This is a genomic window from Syntrophomonas sp. DTU019 (assembly GCA_913757435.1).
Classification (GTDB): Bacteria; Bacillota; Syntrophomonadia; order Syntrophomonadales; family Syntrophomonadaceae; genus DTU019.
Window position 1 is genome coordinate 910,105 of record CAJYDM010000001.1, and the last position, 21,155, is coordinate 931,259.

General features: G+C 51.1%; 18 protein-coding genes. All 18 read left to right on the top strand.

Going from position 1 to position 21,155, the window contains the following annotated elements; genetic code table 11:
* Positions 1-7 precede the first annotated feature (7 nt).
* The 18 genes from AC15IQ_RS04695 to AC15IQ_RS04780 all read left to right on the top strand — a co-directional run bounded on the left by AC15IQ_RS04695 (position 8) and on the right by AC15IQ_RS04780 (position 21,118).
* Entirely contained in the window at positions 8-1,486 is a 1,479-nt protein-coding gene (locus AC15IQ_RS04695) for a glutamate synthase-related protein (protein WP_483177516.1), read from the top strand.
* 11 nt (positions 1,487-1,497) lie between these two features.
* Positions 1,498-1,932, top strand: a complete 435-nt coding sequence (locus tag AC15IQ_RS04700) for a 4Fe-4S dicluster domain-containing protein (RefSeq protein WP_483177517.1) — start codon at positions 1,498-1,500, stop codon at positions 1,930-1,932.
* Positions 1,933-1,937: 5 nt separating this feature from the next.
* Entirely contained in the window at positions 1,938-3,188 is a 1,251-nt protein-coding gene (locus AC15IQ_RS04705) for an NAD(P)/FAD-dependent oxidoreductase (RefSeq protein WP_483177518.1), read from the top strand.
* Positions 3,163-3,903, top strand: coding sequence for a GltB/FmdC/FwdC-like GXGXG domain-containing protein (locus tag AC15IQ_RS04710; protein WP_483177519.1), 741 nt, complete (start codon positions 3,163-3,165; stop codon positions 3,901-3,903). The genes AC15IQ_RS04705 and AC15IQ_RS04710 overlap by 26 nt, the downstream gene beginning before the upstream one ends.
* Before the next feature lie 47 nt (positions 3,904-3,950).
* Complete coding sequence (gene dapF / locus AC15IQ_RS04715) at positions 3,951-4,793, top strand: diaminopimelate epimerase (protein WP_483177520.1); 843 nt, start codon at positions 3,951-3,953, stop codon at positions 4,791-4,793.
* Positions 4,794-4,858: 65 nt separating this feature from the next.
* Entirely contained in the window at positions 4,859-6,016 is a 1,158-nt protein-coding gene (locus AC15IQ_RS04720; RefSeq protein WP_483177521.1) for an LL-diaminopimelate aminotransferase, read from the top strand.
* Between the two features lie 271 nt (positions 6,017-6,287).
* Positions 6,288-7,325 (top strand): N-acetyl-gamma-glutamyl-phosphate reductase, encoded by a 1,038-nt coding sequence (gene argC / locus AC15IQ_RS04725; RefSeq protein ID WP_483177522.1) that lies wholly within the window; start codon positions 6,288-6,290, stop codon positions 7,323-7,325.
* A 36-nt stretch (positions 7,326-7,361) separates the two neighbouring features.
* Positions 7,362-8,567 (top strand): bifunctional glutamate N-acetyltransferase/amino-acid acetyltransferase ArgJ, encoded by a 1,206-nt coding sequence (gene argJ, locus AC15IQ_RS04730; protein ID WP_483177523.1) that lies wholly within the window; start codon positions 7,362-7,364, stop codon positions 8,565-8,567.
* Between the two features lie 84 nt (positions 8,568-8,651).
* A complete protein-coding gene (gene argB, locus AC15IQ_RS04735) occupies positions 8,652-9,515 on the top strand; it encodes an acetylglutamate kinase (protein WP_483177524.1) in 864 nt (287 codons plus the stop codon).
* 34 nt (positions 9,516-9,549) lie between these two features.
* Positions 9,550-10,743 (top strand): acetylornithine transaminase, encoded by a 1,194-nt coding sequence (locus tag AC15IQ_RS04740; protein ID WP_483177525.1) that lies wholly within the window; start codon positions 9,550-9,552, stop codon positions 10,741-10,743.
* A gap of 38 nt (positions 10,744-10,781) precedes the next feature.
* Positions 10,782-11,723 carry an ornithine carbamoyltransferase gene (gene argF, locus AC15IQ_RS04745; protein ID WP_483177526.1) on the top strand — a complete coding sequence of 314 codons (942 nt, stop codon included), beginning with the start codon at positions 10,782-10,784 and terminating at the stop codon, positions 11,721-11,723.
* A 26-nt stretch (positions 11,724-11,749) separates the two neighbouring features.
* On the top strand, positions 11,750-12,187 hold the full coding sequence (locus AC15IQ_RS04750) for a GNAT family N-acetyltransferase (protein WP_483177527.1): 438 nt from the start codon (positions 11,750-11,752) through the stop codon (positions 12,185-12,187).
* A gap of 173 nt (positions 12,188-12,360) precedes the next feature.
* Positions 12,361-13,671 carry a cyclic 2,3-diphosphoglycerate synthase gene (locus AC15IQ_RS04755; RefSeq protein ID WP_483177528.1) on the top strand — a complete coding sequence of 437 codons (1,311 nt, stop codon included), beginning with the start codon at positions 12,361-12,363 and terminating at the stop codon, positions 13,669-13,671.
* Between the two features lie 263 nt (positions 13,672-13,934).
* On the top strand, positions 13,935-15,629 hold the full coding sequence (locus AC15IQ_RS04760) for an IS1634 family transposase (RefSeq protein ID WP_483176844.1): 1,695 nt from the start codon (positions 13,935-13,937) through the stop codon (positions 15,627-15,629).
* Positions 15,630-15,922: 293 nt separating this feature from the next.
* Entirely contained in the window at positions 15,923-16,918 is a 996-nt protein-coding gene (locus tag AC15IQ_RS04765; RefSeq protein ID WP_483177529.1) for an SPL family radical SAM protein, read from the top strand.
* A gap of 138 nt (positions 16,919-17,056) precedes the next feature.
* The gene (locus AC15IQ_RS04770; protein WP_483177530.1) at positions 17,057-17,791 is read left to right on the top strand and encodes a type II toxin-antitoxin system prevent-host-death family antitoxin; all 735 of its coding nucleotides are present in this window, start codon (positions 17,057-17,059) and stop codon (positions 17,789-17,791) included.
* Between the two features lie 406 nt (positions 17,792-18,197).
* Positions 18,198-20,315 (top strand): ribonucleoside triphosphate reductase, encoded by a 2,118-nt coding sequence (locus tag AC15IQ_RS04775; RefSeq protein WP_483177531.1) that lies wholly within the window; start codon positions 18,198-18,200, stop codon positions 20,313-20,315.
* An 89-nt stretch (positions 20,316-20,404) separates the two neighbouring features.
* On the top strand, positions 20,405-21,118 hold the full coding sequence (locus tag AC15IQ_RS04780) for an anaerobic ribonucleoside-triphosphate reductase activating protein (RefSeq protein WP_483177532.1): 714 nt from the start codon (positions 20,405-20,407) through the stop codon (positions 21,116-21,118).
* The last annotated feature ends 37 nt before the right edge of the window (positions 21,119-21,155 follow it).

Sequence of the window (21,155 nt, forward strand, 5' to 3'; positions counted from 1 at the left end):
AAGGAATATGAGCTTGAGTATGCTGACCCCCGCGTTTACCGTGGAACGAAATCAGGACCGCTGCATAGGCTGCGGAGTGTGTGTCAAGCAGTGTGGCAATAGTGTGCATCATAAGGATGAAGACGGATTTATGTGGGTGATTGATAAGAACTGTGTAGGCTGCCACCGCTGCGCGGTATTATGCCCCACTCAGGCCCTGGCTATTAAGGAATTTCCTGCGGCTTTGCGACCCAACAGTTACTGGTCAACATCCAGCCTGCGTGAAATCTATGCCCAGGCCGAAACTGGCGGGGTGCTTTTGACCGGCATGGGTAATCCCAGACCCTTCCGCAGTTATTTTGACCATTTGCTGCTCAATGCCAGCCAGGTCACCAATCCTTCCATTGATCCGCTGCGGGAACCGATGGAACTGGGCACCTATCTGGGCAGTCAGGTATCGAGCCTGGGGGAACGGGAAAAACCGCTCTTGAAGCTCGATATGCCGATTATGTTTTCGGCCATGTCCTATGGCGCGGTAAGCTTGAACGTGCAGAAATCACTGGCCCGGGCCGCCCGGGAGAAAGGCACTTTCTGGAACACTGGCGAGGGCGGGCTGCACAGCGATCTTCAGGAATATGCCGCATCTACCATTGTGCAGGTGGCTTCGGGACGCTTCGGGGTCAATCCGGATTACCTCAATCAGGCTGCCGCAGTGGAGATCAAGATCGGTCAGGGCGCCAAACCAGGTATCGGCGGACATCTGCCCGGAGAGAAGGTCTCGGCGGATGTGGCCCGTACCCGGATGATACCGGCCTGGTCTGATGCCATATCACCTGCTCCGCACCATGACGTTTATTCCATAGAAGACCTGGCTCAGCTGATTGAAACCTTAAAAGTGGCTACCAATTTTGAGAAACCTATCTCGGTGAAAGTGGCCGCCGTGCATAATATATCCGCCATAGCCTCAGGAATGGTCAGGGCCGGAGCAGATATAGTCGCCATTGACGGTTTTCGCGGGGCCACCGGTGCGGCCCCCATGCGCATCCGCGACAACATCGGCATACCGATAGAAATTGCCATTGCCCAGGTGGATCAGCGCATGCGTGACGAAGGCATACGGGACCAGGCTTCATTGGTAGCTGCCGGCGGCATCCGCAACAGCGCCGACGTGGTAAAAATCCTCGCTTTAGGGGCGGATGCGGTTTACATCGGCACCGCTGCCCTGATAGCCCTGGGATGCCATTTATGCCATACTTGCTTCACCGGTCGCTGCAACTGGGGCATAGCCACTACCGAGGCGCAATTGAGCAAGCGGCTCAACCCGGAGCTGGGAGCCGTTAGAGCCGCTAATCTGCTTCAGGCCTGGGAACATGAGATCAAAGAGATGATGGGTGGAATGGGCATTAATGCTGTCGACAGTCTCAGGGGGAACCGCCTCATGCTGAAAGGCATCGGCCTGGAGCAGCATGAACTGGATCTCTTGGGAATAACCGCAGCCGGATATTAGGGGGAATCAGCATGAAGATACAGAGCAACTCGGAATACTGCCTGGGATGCGGGCTGTGCAGGATATACTGCGCTGCCGCTCATGACGGATATAATGGCAGTGTTATCCGGGCTTTCAAAAAAGGCACCCCCCAGGCCCGGGCAGGTTTAATCGAGCACCAGCAGCAATCCTGGATCAATACCTGCAGGCATTGCCAGGATGCCCCCTGCATTAATGCCTGCATCACCGGGGCTTTGCAGAAAAATAATGAGGGTATAGTTTTCATTGACGGACAACGTTGTGTGGGCTGTCTCACCTGTGTGATGGTGTGCCCCTTCGGACATATTCAGCCCTCACTGGATTTTTCCCGGGCGGTCAAATGTGACCTGTGCCGGGATCTGGCTGAGGCGCCGGTGTGTGTTTCGCACTGCCCCAACGGCGCCCTGCGGCTGATAGAGGAGGTGTAGCAAAGGTGAAATACCTTATCATTGGCAGCTGTATTGCAGCGGCGGGTGCGGTGGAAGGCATCCGCAGTATCGACCCGGAAGGTGAGATCACAGTAATTGACGGGGAACAGCGCGGCTGCTACAGCCGCCCCCTGATAAGTTATTATCTGACTGGCAGAAGAACCTCCAGCCAACTGGATTACCGTCCGGCTGATTTCTTTGCCCAACAGCGGGTGAGAATAATACCAGGTCGGGCCGCCAGCATAGATGTGATCTGCAAACAAGTCCTTCTGCAGGATGGCACCGGTCTGGAGTATGACCGACTCTTGCTGGCAACCGGGGCCAGTCCGGTTATACCCCCCATACCTGGCATAACGCAGTCCTGGGTTAATACATTTTATACCTGGCAGGATGCCGAGGAAATTTCCGCCCAAACCGCTGCGAAAGGCACGGCAGTAGTCCTGGGCAGCGGGCTGATTGGCTTAAAGGCCGCCGAAGCCCTTCATCATATGGGTATGAAAGTAGTTATGGTAGAAAAACAGAGCCACATACTGCCCCGTCTGCTCTCCCCCCGGAGTGCGGCCGCAGTTGGCGGGCATTTGCAAAGACACGGTTTAAAGGTTGTTACCGGCCATGAGGTGGTTGCGGTCGGGAACCACGAGGTGGCAGTGGACGATGGAAGCTCAATCGCTGCCGATCTGTTGATTATTGCGGTGGGAACCCGGCCCAACCAGGATCTGGCCCGCGAAGCCGGGCTGCAAACCGACCGGGGTATAATCGTCGACTGCCACCTGCGAACATCCGATCCCCATATCTGGGCAGCCGGAGATGTTATCGAAAGCCGCCATATAGTACGCGGCACAGATGAAGTAATGGCCCTCTTACCGCTGGCCCACCGGGAAGGATTTATAGCGGGGCTGAATATGGCCGGCAGCAGGACCCGGTATCCCGGCGGAATATTTCTCAACGCGGTTCACATCCTGGGCATGCATATCATAACTGCGGGCGACCCTGAAACAACGGGTAGTATATTGCGATGGCAAGAGGGGGAACGCTGCCTGGAGCTCACTATGCAGGGCCAAAACCTACACAGGTACATTGCCATCAATATACCCGGGATCAGCGGACCACTTACGGCTTTGATAGAGCGGCAGGTCAAGATCCCGGAAAGCGAGTGGTTCAAATTTTTAAGAAATCCAGCCATAGCAAACCTACCCGCCGCCTACTGGGCAGAAGTGAGGAGGTGGCAAGATGATGGCAGTCTTCGATGCGGTTGAATACAACCACCACACCCTGCTTGAAGCCATGAACCAGAGCCCGGATGAGGAAATCGAAGTATTGAATCTCAATGGACAACGCTACTTGGGTTGTGGCTGGAAGAACCACAAGAGCCTGATACTGCATGGCACCGTGGGCAACAATCTGGGAGCCTTTTGCGAAGGACCCACAATCCTGCTCTATGGCAACGGGCAGGAAGGAGTTGGCAACACTATGAGCGCGGGGGAGATCATTGTACACGGGCGGGTGGGCGATATCGCCGGATACAGCATGCGCGGCGGGTCGTTGTACATCCGCGACGATGCCGGCTACCGCCTGGGCATACACATGAAAGCCTATCAGGATAAGAGCCCGCTCATAGTGGTCGGGGGGCGATCTGGTGCCTTTTTGGGCGAATACATGGCTGGGGGTACTATTATAATCCTGGGGTTAAACGACCCGGGCTTTAGTCCGATCGGACCTTATTGCGGCACCGGCATGTATGCCGGGGAGATCTGGCTGCGCGGGGAGGTCCCCTCTAACCATGTGGCTGACAACATCAAGGCTGAGGTTTTCCAGGAAAAAGCCCGGCTGGAGGTCATAATGCCTCATTTGCAGCGCTTTGCCGCCTGCTTTGGATATGACATGTCAATAATTTTAGATAAACCTTTTACGCGGCTGACGGTAGTCGATAAACGTATCTTTTCCCGTTTGTATACCGGATTTGCCGGATAGAGCGACTGGTATAGACATAATTCATTGAATGAGCGAGGAGGGCTGATATGGAATTTGTAAAAATGCACGGGCTGGGCAATGATTTTATTGTGGTCGAGGCCGCATCCTTTGAAGACGCGGCCCGCTATCAAGCGGCGAGTGCCGTCTTATGTGAACGCCACTTCGGCATCGGCGCCGACGGCATCCTGGTAACCGGTCCTGACGCCCGGGGTGATATCTTTATGCGCATATTTAACCCCGACGGTTCTGAAGCCGAGATGTGCGGCAACGGCATCCGTTGTATAGCCCGATACGCTCGCCAGTTCGGGCATGTGGACAGAGACGCCTTTATGATCAGGACCAGGGCCGGGCTTCGCCCGGTTCAGTTGACCGACACTGAGGCAGTGAGGGTAGATATGGGCCGTCCTGTGCTGCAACGTTCTGACATCCCGGTACAGGGTGAAGGCGACAGCCTGGATATACCGGTCAAAGCTGCTGGAGAGTGGTTTAAGGTCAATGCCGTATCCATGGGAAATCCCCATGCAGTAATATTTACCCCTGACGCCGATGTTATTCCCCTGGCGACATGGGGAGCAGCTTTGGAAAGACACCCCATCTTTCCAGCTGCCACCAATGTGGAGTTTGTGGAAATCAGAAGCCGATCTGAACTGATTGTCAGGGTATGGGAGCGAGGTGCCGGAATCACTCTGGCCTGCGGCACCGGCGCCTGTGCTGCCGTGGTGGCATCTCACCTGCAGGGTCATACCGGGCGGGAAGTTCTGGTGCATCTGCCCGGGGGAGACCTTTTGATAGAGTGGAGCCGGGATGATGGCCATGTGTATATGACCGGCCCGGCCCGCGAGGTATTCAGGGGTAGAATCAGCAGTGACCGGGAAAGCCCGGGTATGTGATAGACCAGGGGCTATTGAGGTCGAAGATTTTATATGCTGGAAAAGAATGAGGAGGAGATACCGCCATGCAAGAAAATCAAGCTATGCAAAACCTGCCCCCTTATCTGTTTGCGCGCATTGAAAAGAAGGTGGAGGAAGCCCGTATGCAGGGCATTGATGTTATAAACCTGGGCATTGGTGATCCCGACCAGCCCACCCCGCAACATATTATAGATGTTATGGCCAGGTCGATTCATGAACCGGCCAACCATCAATACCCCAGCTCTGTAGGTCTTTTGCGCTATCGAGAGGCGGTGGCCGGCTGGTATAAAAGGCGCTTCAATGTGGACCTTAATCCCGCTACTGAAGTGATTTCATTGCTGGGTTCCAAAGAAGGCATTGCCCATATTTCTTTCGCATACCTGGATAAGGGAGACATCAACCTGGTGCCCGACCCCGGCTACCCGGTTTATGCAATCGGCACCCAACTGGCCGGGGGGATATCATACATCATGCCCTTAACTGAGGAAAACCAATACAAACCAGTTCTGGAGGATATACCCGAAAACGTGGCCCGCCAGGCTAAGCTCATGTTTATTAATTATCCTAACAACCCTACCGGTGCAGTTGCTGATACCGGCTATTACATGAAAGTGGTAGAGTTTGCCAAAGCCTTTGACATCCTCGTCTGTCACGATGCGGCTTATTCGGAACTGGCCTATGACGGTTACCAGTCTCCCAGCTTCCTGCAGGTGCCGGGGGCCAAAACGGTGGGGGTGGAATTCCACTCCCTTTCCAAGACCTACAATATGACCGGCTGGCGCATAGGCTGGATGGCCGGTAACCACGACGCCGTGGAAGTTATGGGCCGTTTCAAATCCAATGTGGATTCGGGTGTCTTCCAGGCTGTGCAGTATGCCGGTATATCTGCACTGGAAGGACCTCAGCAGACGGTAGCGGAACTGCAGCACATGTACCAACAGCGCCGCGACGCTGCCGCTGCGGGCATGCAATCCCTGGGCTGGAGTTTTACTAAACCTTTGGGAGGCTTCTATATGTGGGTCAAAGTACCGAGAGGCTATACATCAGCCCAATACTGTGAAATGATTTTGGAGAAAGCTCACGTGATCCTCACCCCGGGCAATGGCTACGGGCAGTATGGGGAAGGATATTTTCGCATCGCCCTGACTGTAGACACTGCCCGTATTACCGAGGCCATGAGGCGCATCAAGGCTGCACTGTAAACAGTAATCAGGAGTTTATAAATGGGGACCCTATGAATGGAATATTCATAGGGTCTTTTATTATGGGGCATGCATGCGGCCTGGAAGTAGCTGGATATAAGTCGCATTCATACCACGGGAAAGGGCGGAAAGTCGGACTAAAGGCTTATGGCAGCCAGACCACGACGTCAGTTGGCAGTTTAAATAGCTGTTGTAAAAATATACAGGCGGATGTATAATTATAAAAGTTTTCATCTCCATGTTATTTATATTTCAAGGAGGCCTGAAGGCATTGCATAAGGTTGGCATAGTGGGCGACGGATACACCGCCGCGGAACTGTTGAGAATATTGGCCCTGCATCCCGCCGTTGAAGTAACTGTGGTGCTGTCCACCGAAAATGTGGGACGACGAATAGATGAGATATACCCGCATCTCACCGGTATGTGTGACTTGAGCTGTGAGGAGAGCCACATAAAGAACCTCTTGGGGCGCTGTGAGGCCGTGTTTTTGGCGCTGCCTCACGGGGTGTCGATGAATCTGGCTCCGGATCTGCTCGCTGCGGGGATTAAAGTTATCGATCTGGGTGCCGACTTCCGACTCAAGGATGCTGCCCTGTACGAGAATTACTATGAACTCAGCCATGCCCAGCCTGGACTCCTGGAAGAGGCAGTTTACGGTCTTCCTGAGCTGTATCGTCACAAAATCAAAACCGCCCGGCTGATAGCCAACCCGGGTTGTTTCCCCACCAGCGCCATAGTGCCCCTGGCACCATTGCTAAAAGCCGGACTGGTGGAGAGTGAAGGCCTGGTGGTGGATTCCAAGAGCGGAGTGTCGGGAGCGGGGCGCACCTTGAAGCAAAGCAGCCACTTCTGCGAAGTCAATGAGGGCTTTAAAGCCTACGGGGTGGGGACTCACCGCCACGGTCCAGAGATTGCCCAGGAATTGAGCTTTGCCGCCGGATGTGAGGTGGAGATGGTTTTCACCCCCCACCTGGTCCCCATGAACCGCGGCATATTGAGCACCTGCTACGCCAGGCTGCGAGCGGGGATCAAACCTCAGGCGATAAGGGACACTTTGGAGGATTTCTACCGAAAAGAGCGCTTCATCAAGGTATTGCCCAAAGATACGGTTCCAAATACCAAGTGGGTCTATGGGAGCAATTACATACACCTGGGTATGCATGTGAATCCCCAGAGCCGCCGGGTGATTGTGATTTCGGCCATTGACAATTTGAACCGCGGGGCTTCCGGGCAGGCGGTGCAAAATCTCAACCTCATGCTGGGTCAGCCCGAGCATGAAGCTATAGCCGGGGTCGGGGTTTATCCTTGATAACAGGTTGGATCAGTTAAAACGGAGGGAATAAACATGAAGGTTATAGAAGGAGGCGTCACCGCACCGCAAGGCTTTTTAGCCCAGGGGGTGATGGCCGAGATAAAATATAAGAACCGGCGGGATGTGGCCGTGATCTATTCGGCCCTGCCCTGCCAGGCAGCGGCGGTATATACCACCAACCTGGTGCATGCGGCCTGTATTGATATGTGCAGAAAGCATTTGGAGAACGGGCAGGCTCAGGCTTTGGTGGTTAACAGCGGCAATGCCAATGCCTGCACCGGCGAACAGGGGTTAAATGACAGCATAGCGGTTGCGGCTTACGCCGCCGAGCTGTTGAAACTCGATCCCCACGACGTTTTGGTAGCCCACACCGGAGTAATCGGCGTGCAGCTGCCCCTGGAGCGGGTGCAAGCCGGGGTCAAGGCGGCTGTAGCGGGGCTGTCGCCGGAAGGTTCGGCCAATGCGGCTGCGGCCATCATGACCACCGATTTGGTGAAAAAGGAGATCGCGGTGCAGTTTGAGCTGCACGGTAAAACCATAACCATCGGGGCCATTGCCAAAGGTTCGGGGATGATCCATCCCAACATGGCCACCATGCTGGCCTTTATCACCACTGATGCCAATATTGACAGCCGCTGTCTCGCCCTGGCTTTGAAACAGTCAGCTGACCTTTCCTATAACATGATCAGTGTGGACCGGGACACCTCGACCAATGACATGGCAGTTGTTCTGGCCAACGGGCTGGCTGCCAACCCGCAGATCAACGATGCCAGTGGTTCCGATTACCAGGTTTTTGCGACTGCTCTTAACTACCTCAATACCGCCCTGGCCAAAAAGATCGCCCGGGATGGCGAAGGGGCCAACCACCTGGTTGAAGTGCAGGTGCTTGGAGCCGCAGACCTGACCACTGCCAGAACTATTGCCCGCTCCATCACCGGCTCCAATTTAACCAAGGCCGCCATCTTTGGCCATGACGCCAACTGGGGCCGCATTCTGGCCGCCGCCGGATATTCCGGGGCCGAATTTGATCCCCAGCGGGTGGATATCTACCTGGGACGGGAGAAGATGGCTGAGAACGGCATGGGCCTCAAATTCGATGAGAATAAAGCCCGCCAGGAACTGGAGAAGGAGAACGTAACCATTATCTTGGATTTGAAATCCGGTCAGGCTTCAGCCACCGCCTGGGGATGCGACCTTTCCTATGATTATGTGAAGATAAATGCTGATTACCGCACTTGATGACATTTACTGCACGTATTCCCAGAGATGGGCATAGATTAGATACTGGCGGATTAATAAAGTCACCCTAAGGAGGAGAAAGAGATGCATCTGTCAGCACTGGAGAAAGCTGAGATCCTGGTGGAGGCATTACCATATATTAAGGATTTTTACGGGCGCACGGTGGTGATCAAATACGGCGGCGCAGCCATGGTGGAATGTGAACTAAAGCAGAAAATCATGCAGGACATCGTTTTGATGAAGTATGTGGGAATGAACCCCATCGTGGTTCATGGCGGCGGTCCAGAGATAACCACTATGCTCAAGCGCCTGGGCATCAAGAGTGAATTTGTCAATGGCCTCAGGGTAACCGACCGTCCCACCATGGAGGTGGTGGAGATGGTGCTGGGTGGCAAGGTCAACAAGGAAATCGTGGCCGGCATCAACGCCAATGGCGGCCAGGCCATCGGCATCTCGGGCAAGGACGGCAGCCTCATCAAAGCCCGTGCGGTGGGCGACTCTGCCCAAATGGGCTTTGTGGGTGAGGTGGTGCAGATCAATCCCGGAGTGATTGAGACCCTGATCGCCAACAATTATATCCCGGTAATAGCCCCAATAGGCATTGACGATAATCAGGACAGCTATAATATCAACGCCGATCTGGTGGCTTCAGCAATAGCCGCTGCCATGAAAGCTGATAAACTGGTATTATTGACCGATGTGCCCGGACTGTTAAAAGACGCCCATGATCCCTCGACCTTAATCTCGGTTTTGCGTCTCAGCGATATTGAGGGCTATATAGCCGACGGCACCATTGCCGGGGGAATGATTCCCAAAGTGGACTGCTGCCGGGAAGCGGTTCGGGCCGGGGTGGGGCGCACCCATATCATCGATGGCCGGGTGCCGCACGCCATACTACTGGAGATATTCACCAACGAAGGCATCGGCACCATGGTGGTCAACGAATAGGCTTAGGGTGAATGAAAAATTGGGAGGCATGGTTATGAGCAATCTCGATATAGCTGCTGCAGGGCAGCAGTACATAATGAATACCTACGGGCGCTATCCGCTAAGTTTCGTGCGCGGGCAGGGCAGCCTGTTGTGGGATGCCGACGGCAAGGCCTACCTGGACTTCGTTGGAGGTATTGCGGTATGCATTCTGGGACATTGTCATCCCCAACTGGTAAAAACCCTGCACCAACAGGCCGAAACCCTGTGGCATATCTCCAACCTGTACTGGATTGAACCGCAGGTGAAAGCAGCTGCCAGACTTGTTCAAGGCTCGGGGCTGGACAAGGTATTCTTCTGCAACAGCGGGGCTGAGGCCAATGAAGCCGCGATCAAGCTGGCCCGCAAATATTTCTACCGCCAGGGCCAGCCGGACAGGAACCATATTATCACCTTTCTGCAGTCCTTCCATGGACGCACCCTGGCCGCGGTGACCGCCACCGGACAGCTTAAATACCAGGAAGGCTTTAAACCCCTGCCAGCTGGCTTTCATTACGCTGAATTCAACAATCTGATGTCGGTGAAAACTATCATAGACGATCAAACTGCAGCGATCCTGGTTGAACCGGTACAGGGCGAGGGCGGCATCAGGCCGGCTGACCCGCAATTCCTTCAGGGCTTGCGTGAGCTCTGCGACCAGGCCGGCATCCTGCTCATATTCGATGAGGTGCAGTGCGGCATGGGCCGTACCGGCAGTCTGTTTGCCTACCAGCATTACGGCATCAAGCCCGATATAGTGACTATTGCCAAAGGATTGGGAGGAGGATTCCCCATTGGCGCCATGCTCAGCAGCGATAAAGCTGCCAGCGGGTTCGCGCCAGGCGACCATGCTTCCACTTTCGGGGGCAATCCCCTGGGAACCGCGGTGGCAGAACAGGTTTTAAGCATAATCGATGATCCCGCTTTTCTACAGCGGGTTGAAACTGCCGGGCAAAGCCTGATGGGGAAGCTCAAGGCACTCAAAGACGGGCGAATCGTGGAGGTGCGTGGCCAGGGGCTGATGGTGGGCATTGAACTGTCAATCGAGGTAGCCGACCTCATCAAGAGTTGTATCGGCAAAGGATTATTGCTGGTCGGAGCCGGCTCTCATGTGGTCCGCATGGTGCCGCCCCTGACAGTGAGTGACGAAGAAATCGAACAGGCCGTGGCCATATTCGCACAGGCTCTGCAGGAGTCTGCCACAGCCTAGAGTATTATTAACATATTACAGACGGAGGAGTGAACAGGATGTATCAACTCAATGACAGTTTGAGGGGCCGGGATTTTATAAGCATACACGATTTTACCCCCCGGGAAGTGGCCTACATACTGGAAGCCGCTATGGAAATTAAGAAACTGCAGAAAGCAGGCATACCTCATCCGTATCTGGCCGGCAAAACCCTGGGCATGATTTTTCAAAAGGCTTCCACCCGCACCCGGGTGGCTTTTGAAGTGGGCATGTATCAACTGGGGGGGCATGCCCTGTTTTTGAGTCCCCGGGATATACAACTGGGGCGCGGGGAGACCATCAAAGACACCGCTCTGGTATTGTCACGCATGTTGGACGGGATCATGATTCGCACCTTCGACCATGACGAGGTTGTGGAGTTGGCCCGCTGGTCTGCGGTGCCGGTCATCAACGGCCTGACCGACCTCCTGCATCCCACCCAGGTGATAGGCGATATGCAGACCATCCTGGAACACAAAGGCAGACTGAAAGGCCTGAAACTGGCCTTTATCGGCGACGGCAACAATGTATCCCATGAACTTCTCTATGGTGGTGCCAAAGTGGGTATGGACGTGGTTATTGCCTCTCCCAGCGGCTATGAACCGGATGCGCTGGTATTTAAGCAAGCACTGGAAGACGCACAGGAAAGCGGAGCCAAACTATGGGTAGTAAGCGATCCCGCCGAAGCGGTCCGGGACGCGGATGTCATCTACACTGACGTTTGGGCCAGCATGGGACAAGAAGACGAGGCTGATGAGAAGGAACAGGCCTTTTTAAGCTATCAGGTCAACAACAGGCTGATGAGCCTGGCCCGGCCCGATGCCATCGTCTTGCACTGTCTGCCCGCCAAACGCGGCAAAGAAATCACCGATGAGGTTATGGACGGGCCGCAGTCGGCTATTTTTGATGAATCCGAAAACCGCCTGCATGCTCATAAAGCCATCATGGCCCTGACCATGTAGGAGTGGTTGGTTACAAGGGGGAGGGGATGAAGTCGGACTGGGTGATAAGAGAGGCTCAGGTTGAGCACATTGAGCCAATGATACAATTCTGGAAGGGGATTGAAGGTGTCGGCCTGGGGCGCAGCGATGAACCGGCCAGCCTGGAGATAATGCTCAAAAACAATTCGAGCTCGTGCCTGATCGCCTGGCACGGGGATAACATTGTAGGCACCATTCTGGGTGGATTCGACGGGCGCCGGGGGATGATATACCACCTGGCCGTTCTGCCCCAGTGGCGGCGGCGCAAACTGGGCCAATCGCTGCTGGAACGCTGCCTTGGGATACTAAAAGAGCGCGGTGCGGTCAAGGTCAACCTGTTTGTCTACCCGCATAACAGTCAGGCCATAGCTTTTTATGAAAGCCTGGGCTGGATACCCAGAAGTGATATTCAAGCCTACTCCTGGGATTATGCGGCTGAGTTATAAGCTGGGTGTGAGATCTAAATCCAGTAAAAATACCATTAATACTACTCTGGAATACCAACCTAAGACCAAAATCGTTCTGGTATATTGGGGAGACAGGTCATTACCACAATTCCTAGTTGCGTGAGTATTTTTTGCTTAATGTAAAAAAATAAAAAGAAAAGGAAGTATGTAGATTGAAAAAAGAGCGTGTAATTATCATGGGAGCAGCTGGTAGGGATTTTCACAATTTTAACACCTACTTCCGTAACAATGATGATTTTGAGGTAGTAGCCTTTACAGCAACCCAAATACCCGACATTGAGGGAAGAGTATATCCGGCCAGTATTGCCGGGGACCTTTATCCCGAGGGAATTCCCATTTATCCCGAAGAAGAGCTGGAACAATTAATAAAGAAATTTGATGTTGACCAGGTGGTTTTTGCCTATAGTGATATTTCCCATGAATATGTGATGCACAAAGCCTCACAGGTCTTGGCTTGTGGTGCGGATTTTCGCCTTATGGGACCTAAAAACACCATGGTAAAGTCCCAAGCCAAGGTGGTTGCGGTCACAGCCGTTAGAACCGGCAGCGGCAAGAGTCAAACCACTCGTTATGTGGCTAAATTGCTCACTCAAATGGGGAAAAAGGTTGCCATAATCCGGCACCCCATGCCTTACGGCAATTTGGAACAGCAGTTGGCTATGCGCTTTGCCAGCTATGAAGACCTGGAAAAGTTTAATTGCACCATTGAAGAAAGAGAAGAATTTGAGCCTCATATTGATAATGGTATGGTGGTATTTGCTGGAGTCGATTATCAAGCAATTATTGAAATGGCCGAAAAAGAAGCTGATGTAATTTTGTGGGATGGTGGCAATAATGACCTGCCATTTTATAATACAGATCTGCACATTGTGGTGGTGGATCCTCACCGGGTTGGTCACGAAACCAGCTTTCATCCCGGAGAAACCAATTTGCGTATGGCTGACATAGCAATAATCAATAAAATCGATTCCGCTGATCCTGCAGCAGTTGAGAACGTTATAAACACTGTCAAAGAAATCAACCCGGAAGTGAAAATAATAAAGGCCAACTCACCCATAAAAGTCGACGATCCGGAAGCAATAGCCGGAAAAAGGGTTTTGGTAATAGAAGATGGGCCTACTCTTACCCATGGACATATGGCATATGGAGCAGGCGTGATCATTGCAGAGAAACTCGGAGCTGTTGAACTGATCGATCCTCGTCCGTTTGCAGTGGGGAGTATAAAGGATACCTTTGCCAAATGGGGTCATTTGTCCAAGCTTCTGCCTGCGATGGGTTATGGGAAAAGTCAGATCGAGGAATTGGAAAAAACCATCAATAATTCCCCGGCTGAGCTGGTAATAATAGGGACGCCCATTGATTTAAGCAGAATAATGCGCATAAATAAACCATCTATCAGGGTGAGATATGATCTCGAAGAGATCGGCAATAAACAACTAGGCGAAATATTAGCAAAGATTTAAGCCCGTCTGAGGGCGGAAAGCTACATTCGCGACCATAAAACCTGATTTTGATAGTATAGCAGGATGCCCGGCATCCTGCTGACTTTTTTAAATGGATGAAACCCCTTCTTCCTGACTTTTGCAGATAAGCTGAAAAGAATACCCGTGTAAATGCTGTAATATTAGTATTTATCGGGTATTTTTTATATCCCTCTACTGTATATCTAACGTATGTATGTTATAATATGGTTATACTATACTTGGTTCATACGAGGGGTGCAGGCATGAGCAGTCTACAGGTATATAACAGCCGAGGGATCAAATATGTGAGAATCGTGGAGTCTTATCGGGATCCAGTTAATAAGAAGCCCAAGACCAGGGTACTTAAGGTATTAGGGCGTGCAGACGAATTGGAAGCGCAGGAGCCTGGAATTCTGAATCGTTTGCGCAGAGAATGCCGGGAGTCCAGGGCTTTCAACGAGAGTCTTAAACAAGAAGCAATATTTAAAGATATCCAGCATTACCTGGAAGGATCTGATAACGACGCTGCTAAAGGCTTTCCTATTCGTAATTACGGCGTTAAGGTATACGAGAGTATCTGGGATGAATTGAAACTTGATTACTTCTTCGATTATCGCCAGAAGCGTGATTCCAACCTTAAGTTCAAAGTCAAAGATACGACATCTATGCTCGTTTACTTCCGGCTGCTAAAACCGGCATCAAAGAAAAAGAGCTTTGAACAAAAGGAGTTCTTTATCAACTCCAAGGAAATGAATTTAGAACAAATATACCGGAGTCTTTCTTTTCTTGCCAATGAAAAGAAATCTCTGGAAAGGCACTTGAACAAGCAGCTATCACTTAAAATGACACGCAACCTTGGAGTTGCTTTCTACGATGTTACCACTTATTACTTTGAGTCAGTCAGAGCCGATGAACTTAAGAAGTTCGGTTATTCTAAAGACAACAAAGTAAATCAGGTCCAAGTCGTAATGGGGCTCTTAATTGACGATGAGGGCATCCCAATTAGCTATGAACTGTTCCCCGGAAATACCAATGATTTTAAGACGCTGGTGCCAGTTATGGAATACTTACGGGAAACCTATGGCATAAAGAAGATTATAATAACCGCTGATCGTGGGCTAAATTCTAAACAGAACCTGGCCTACCTCAGGTCAAAAGGTTTTGATTATGTCATGGCATACAAAATCCGATCTGCAAGTAAAGCAATTAAGAACCTAGTTCTTGGGGACGAGGGCTACACTGTGGAGAGCCCGCAATTTAAATGGAAGGTCTGCAATTTTCAGAACAGTGTTAAGATTAATGGCGAAAAAGTCTTGCTCGATGACAATATGGTGATAACTTGGTCAGCTAAACGTGCTGAGAAAGACCGTAGAGACCGCGAACGATTGATAGAGAAGTCCCGGCGCCTTGTGGACTCCAAATCCAGTCTCAAAGCAGAAATGAAAAAGGGTGGCAAAAAGTATGTGCAACTGGCCATTTTTGATGACGATCACGTTTCATTCAACGAAAATCAGGTTGAAATGGATGCACAATTCGATGGATATTATGGAATTCAAAGCTCGGACAAAAGCCTGTCAGCGGCGCAGGTGATAGGGATCTATCAAGGCCTTTGGAAGATTGAGGAGAGCTTCAGGGTTATGAAAAGCAATTTAGAGGCCAGACCCATCTTTGTTTGGACAGAATCGAGTATTCGCGGCCATTTCGTAATGTGCTACCTGGCTTTGGTAATCCAGCGGTATCTAGAATACAAACTCAGAAAAGAAAAACTTGAGTTGTCTACCGAAAAGATCCAAGATGCTCTTCGAAGTGCTAATCTTACTGTTATTGATGATGCAAAAAGCAACAGCTCATATTATCTAAAGAACCAATCAAATGAAGACTTTTCGGCAATCCTAAGTACTTTACAACTTCCTGAAATCTTACCGTATGGTAAACTGAAAGACATCCGCAAAGCTTAGATATACAATCCTACAATTAAAAGAAAAGCTCTCAATTGCCTATCATCTAGGGGCGCGGAGAGCTTTCTTCTTCCTCTATTTTGCAAAAGTCAGGAAATGGATGAAACCCCTTCTTCAGGCACTTTGTCCGTCATACTCAATAATGATCCTGTCATTATAATACTGAATCTGCTTCAACCCTAAATTTAAACAGAACTAGTAATAACCGAAACGCCGGAAGCTAGACTCCCCGTTCATCGCCAGGCGAATATGAAACAACCTCCTTTGAGATACTAGCTCCAGGAGGTGGGCCTTTGTTCCCGGAAAAGATCTATTATGAGCCGCAGGTTTTGAACTATGAACTGGGCAGACAACTGCGGGACAAGTTTGCAGGTGTGCCCTGGACACCTGTTGAAAGCCATAATAATATCGAAGAATTACGCAAGAATCCCAACCGGGAGTTCGTGCGCATGAAACGCTACCTGATCCTGGGGGTGCGAAAGAGTTTAAAATATACCCCCAATGAAAAAGTCTCGGATTTTCTAGTGCCTTACACCTCATCCGGCTGCAGGGCCATGTGCCTCTATTGCTATTTGGTGTGCAATTTCAATAAATGCTCTTATTTACGGCTTTTTGTCAACCGAGAACAAATGCTGGAGCGACTAATGAAGACCGCCTACCGTTCACCTCGGGATTTGACCTTTGAGATCGGCAGCAACAGCGACCTGGTTTTGGAAAATACCATAACCGGCAACCTGGAATGGACCATAGAAAACTTCTCCACCAGTCCAAAAGGCTACATCACTTTCCCCACCAAATTCGACATGGTGGAGAACCTGCTCCACTTGAATCATGGTAATAGAACCATCATGCGCATGAGCGTCAATCCTCAGCCTATCATTCAAAGGCTGGAGTTGGGCACATCTTCCCTGCAAGGTAGAATCAAAGCCCTGCAACAAATGCATCTGGCAGGCTACAGAGTAGGGATTTTAATAGCGCCGGTGGTCTTGCTGGACAACTGGAAAGAACTATATTCACAGCTCATTGAGCAGCTGGCCGACGAACTCAGCGATGAAATCAAGCGGGATCTGTTTATTGAAGTAATCTTTATGACTTATAGCTATATTCACCGGGCTATAAATTCCGAAGCGTTTCCCAAGGCGGTTCAATTATACGATAAATCTCTAATGACTGGGAGAGGGCGGGGAAAATACTGCTATAATGCCGATGTCCGGCAGCAGGCTGAAGCATATCTGAAAGAAATCCTGGCTCAAAAGCTAGGCGGCATACCAATAATATACATATCGTAAAACGGTCTTGCAGTAGTTCCGCTGTCAACCAAAGATTACCGCTACCGATAGCATTCCTCTACGCATAGGTAAATTGTTATTGAAAATATAGCTAAAATATATTATTATTTTAGCTAATAACATGGTGGAGGTGCCGCTATGCGTGTAAATACTACCGACTTGCAGAACGCTTTTGGGAAATATCTGGCCCTGGTGGAGAAGGAAGATATTATAGTTACCAAAAACGGAAAAAGCGTGGCCAAACTGAGCCGCTATCAGCAACCGGATTATTTTTTGGTTCACGAAGAGGCCAAAGGCTACAAAAGTACCAGAAAAGTCAGCTACGAGGAATATATGGAACTGGTCGATTCGTCAGACCAGAGGTACGAACTCATTGACGGCGAGATTTACCTCCTGGCTTCGCCGAGCTTTACACATCAAATGGTAGTCAATGAAATATCCTGGCATTTGCACAACTACTTTAAAGGCAAGGCCTGCCGCTCATTAACATCGCCATTCGATGTAAGGCTTTTTGGCTTTGCGACCAAGTTCGAAGAAGATCCCAATGTCGTTCAGCCTGATGTGGTGGTTATCTGTGATCTGGATAAGGTGAACCAATCCGATAAATATGAAGGCGTGCCCGCCCTGGTGGTTGAGGTATTGTCTCCCTCCACCAAAGGCAAGGATATGGTCACGAAACTGAATCTCTACATGAAAAGCGGGGTTTCGGAATATTGGGTGGTAAATCTGCAAAACCGGACTATTTTACAGTACTCCTTTTCTCCGGAAAGGGACATAGAAAACTTCAAAACCTGTACTGAGGAGGAAACCATAGAATCGACCGCTTTTCCAGAGCTTATGATATCTCTAAGGGATATTTTTGCCGAAGTCTAGTGCGTCAATGGCACCCGGTACGGTATCCAGATAGAAATTAGGCTTATGTAGAATAAGCTCTATGCTCCGGATAATCTGTTCAGGCCCCCTTGAAGGTGCAGGCCTTACTTGGGCGCAGATCATAACTGGAAAATAATCCCGCCAGGTGACAGGACTTAGGCGCCGTAGCGGCGGGAAACAATAGGACTAAAGGCTCAGGGTGGGGGTCAAACTCCATCCTGTTAACTTTTTCAAAAGGGCTGAAAAAGGACAGAAGAGCCCGTATTAATAATGGTGGCATATAATTTCTGCGATATGCCAGAACAGTCCTCGTTGTGTACAGAGATACGCTGTTATATACTGTATATAGTATGGTGATTGATTATGACACCATATATATTGTGGTTTGTAACGAGGAGGAAAGAGTTTGAGCATTACTAGTATACGCAAACGTGATGGCCGGGTGGTGCCATTCGAAAAGCAGAAAATTGTCAACGCCATATTCCAGGCCGCCAAGGCGGTAGGGGGTCGTGATATCGAAATCGCCCAAGCCCTGGCTGACAAAGTGGTGGAACTGGCCGAATACCAGAGCCTGGATAATTACGAGATCCTCTCCGTAGAAGAGATACAAGACCTGGTGGAAAAGGTGCTGGTCAAGAAGGGCCACTATAAGACTGCCAAGGCCTACATATTATACCGCAAACAGCACGAGATGCTGCGCGACACCAAACAGCTTTTGGAAAGCAATGAGATCGTCAACAAATATCTGGACCGCAGCGATTGGCGCGTCAAAGAGAACTCCAATATGAACTTCAGTCTGCAGGGCATGAATTTTCATATATCATCTATTGTCACCAGCCAGTACTGGCTAAACCAGATCTATACCCCGCAGATGAAAGCGGCCCAGGAAAGCGGTGATTTCCACATGCACGACCTGGGCATTCTGGCGGTGTACTGCGTGGGTTGGGACCTGCAGGATCTTATTCGCGAGGGTTTCAAAGGCACCCGCGGCAAGGTGGCCAGCAAGCCTGCCAAGCACTTTCGCACCATCCTGGGGCAGATCGTCAACTTCTTCTACACTCTGCAGGGGGAGGCAGCCGGGGCGCAGGCTTTCTCCAACTTCGATACCCTGTTAGCACCGTTCATCTATTATGACAAGTTGAACTATGAGCAGGTCAAACAAAGCCTGCAGGAATTCATCTTCAACGTCAACGTGCCTACCAGGGTCGGTTTTCAAACACCATTTACTAACCTCACCATGGATCTCGAGGTGCCCAATTCCTTCAAGGACCAGGCCGTTATCATCGGCGGGCAGCTGATGGATAAGAACTATGGCGAATTCCAGAAGGAGATGGATATGCTCAACCAGGCTTTTGCCGAGGTGATGATGGAAGGCGATGCGGAAGAGCGGGTGTTCACCTTCCCCATTCCTACCTACAACATCACCAGGGACTTCGACTGGAAGAATCCGGCTTATGACCGCATCTGGGAGATGACTGCCAAATACGGTATCCCCGGTTTCGCCAATTATGTCAATTCCGATATGGACCCTGAGGATGCCCGCAGCATGTGCTGCCGCCTGCGCCTGGACAACCGCGAACTGCGCCGCCGCGGTGGAGGGCTGTTCGGCTCCAACCCCTTGACCGGCTCGATTGGGGTGGTGACTATCAATATGCCCCGTATCGGTTATCTGGCCAAAAATGAGGCTGATTATTTTGAACGGCTGGCCCAAATCATGGACCTGGCCAAAGGCAGCCTGGAGATCAAGCGCAAGGTGTTGGAGAACCTGACTGATTCCGGACTATATCCCTATTCTCACTTCTACCTGCGCAATGTCAAAGAAGCCGCAGGCAAATATTGGGTGAACCATTTCTCCACCATTGGTCTGGTTGGGATGAATGAATCCTGCCTGAACTTCCTGGGCCAGGATATCGCCAGCCCTTCAGGTCATGCATTCGCCTTGAAGGTCTTGCAATTTATGAATGACCGCATATACAGCTATCAGGAAGAGACCGGCAACTTGTTCAACCTGGAAGCCACCCCCGCGGAAGGGGTCAGCTACAGCCTGCCCCAGAAGGACCGCAGACTATTCCCGGAGATCATCGTGGCTAATAATGAAGCTGTGAAAAAGGGAGCGGAGCCATTCTACACCAATTCCACCTTCCTGCCGGTAGGTTACACCGATGATCTGTGGGAGGCCATGAAGCTGGAGGACCCGCTGCAGAGCTTGTACACCGGCGGCACTACTTTCCACATTTTCCTGGGCGAGGCCTTGCCGGATGTGGAAGCAGTCAAGAATCTGATTAAAAAGGCCTGTGAACAGTTCCATATGCCTTATTACTATATCTCCCCGACCTTTAGCATCTGCCCTGAGCATGGCTATATCCGGGGTGAGCATTTTCAATGCCCCTATTGCCAGGAGAGCGGTAAGGAGACCTCCTGTGAAGTGTATTCCCGGGTGGTTGGCTATCTGCGCCCGGTAGATCAGTGGAATGAAGGCAAACAGCAGGAATTCAAGAACCGGCAGACTTACAAGGTCGGTTAGGAATAAATGACACGGAGCGCGATGGTACAGAGCGTAAGGTTGTTTTCTGTGGTGAATATTAGCATGATATGTATGACACGGAGTCTGGCATGAAATTTGCCGGTTTGTTAAAGCAGAGTCTGGTCGACTACCCCGGGAAAATAGCAGCGGTGCTATTTACCCGGGGCTGTAATTTGCGTTGCCCTTATTGCCACAATGGGCATCTACTGGTAAAGCCGGGGCGCACTGATAACAAAGACTTGGAGTTGACCAGCCTGTTGGATTTCTTACAGGAACGGGCCGGGTTTTTGGACGGGGTGGTCATCACCGGGGGTGAGCCCAGCTTAAACCCCGGCCTCAGCGACGCCTGCCAGGCCGTAAAGGAGCTGGGCCTCCTGGTCAAACTGGACACCAACGGCACCCGCTATGAAGTACTGAAAGGCTTAATAGTTCATAACCTGCTGGATTATGTGGCTATGGATTTGAAAGCCCCGCTGGAATACAAGGATTACCTTGAGGTGTGCGGGCGTCTCAGCCGAGAAGATTTCCTCAATATCCGCAACAGCGTGCAGCTGCTTCGAACAGCACCGATAGAGGTGGAATTTAGGACCACGGTGGTGCCTCGTTATCATAAGGTTGCTGACCTTATCAAAATGGCTAGAGCGGTGCAGGGAGCCAGGCTGTTTACCCTGCAGCAGTTCAACCCCCGGAATGCTCTGGAAGCTGAACTGCGCGATACCAGGCCTTATACCGCCCGCGAGCTGCAGGACATGATGGAAGCCATCAGGCCTTACGTAGAACGGGTGCGCATAATCAATGTGTGAAATCCTCTGCCAAAGGCTAGGTATCGAGATCATCCCG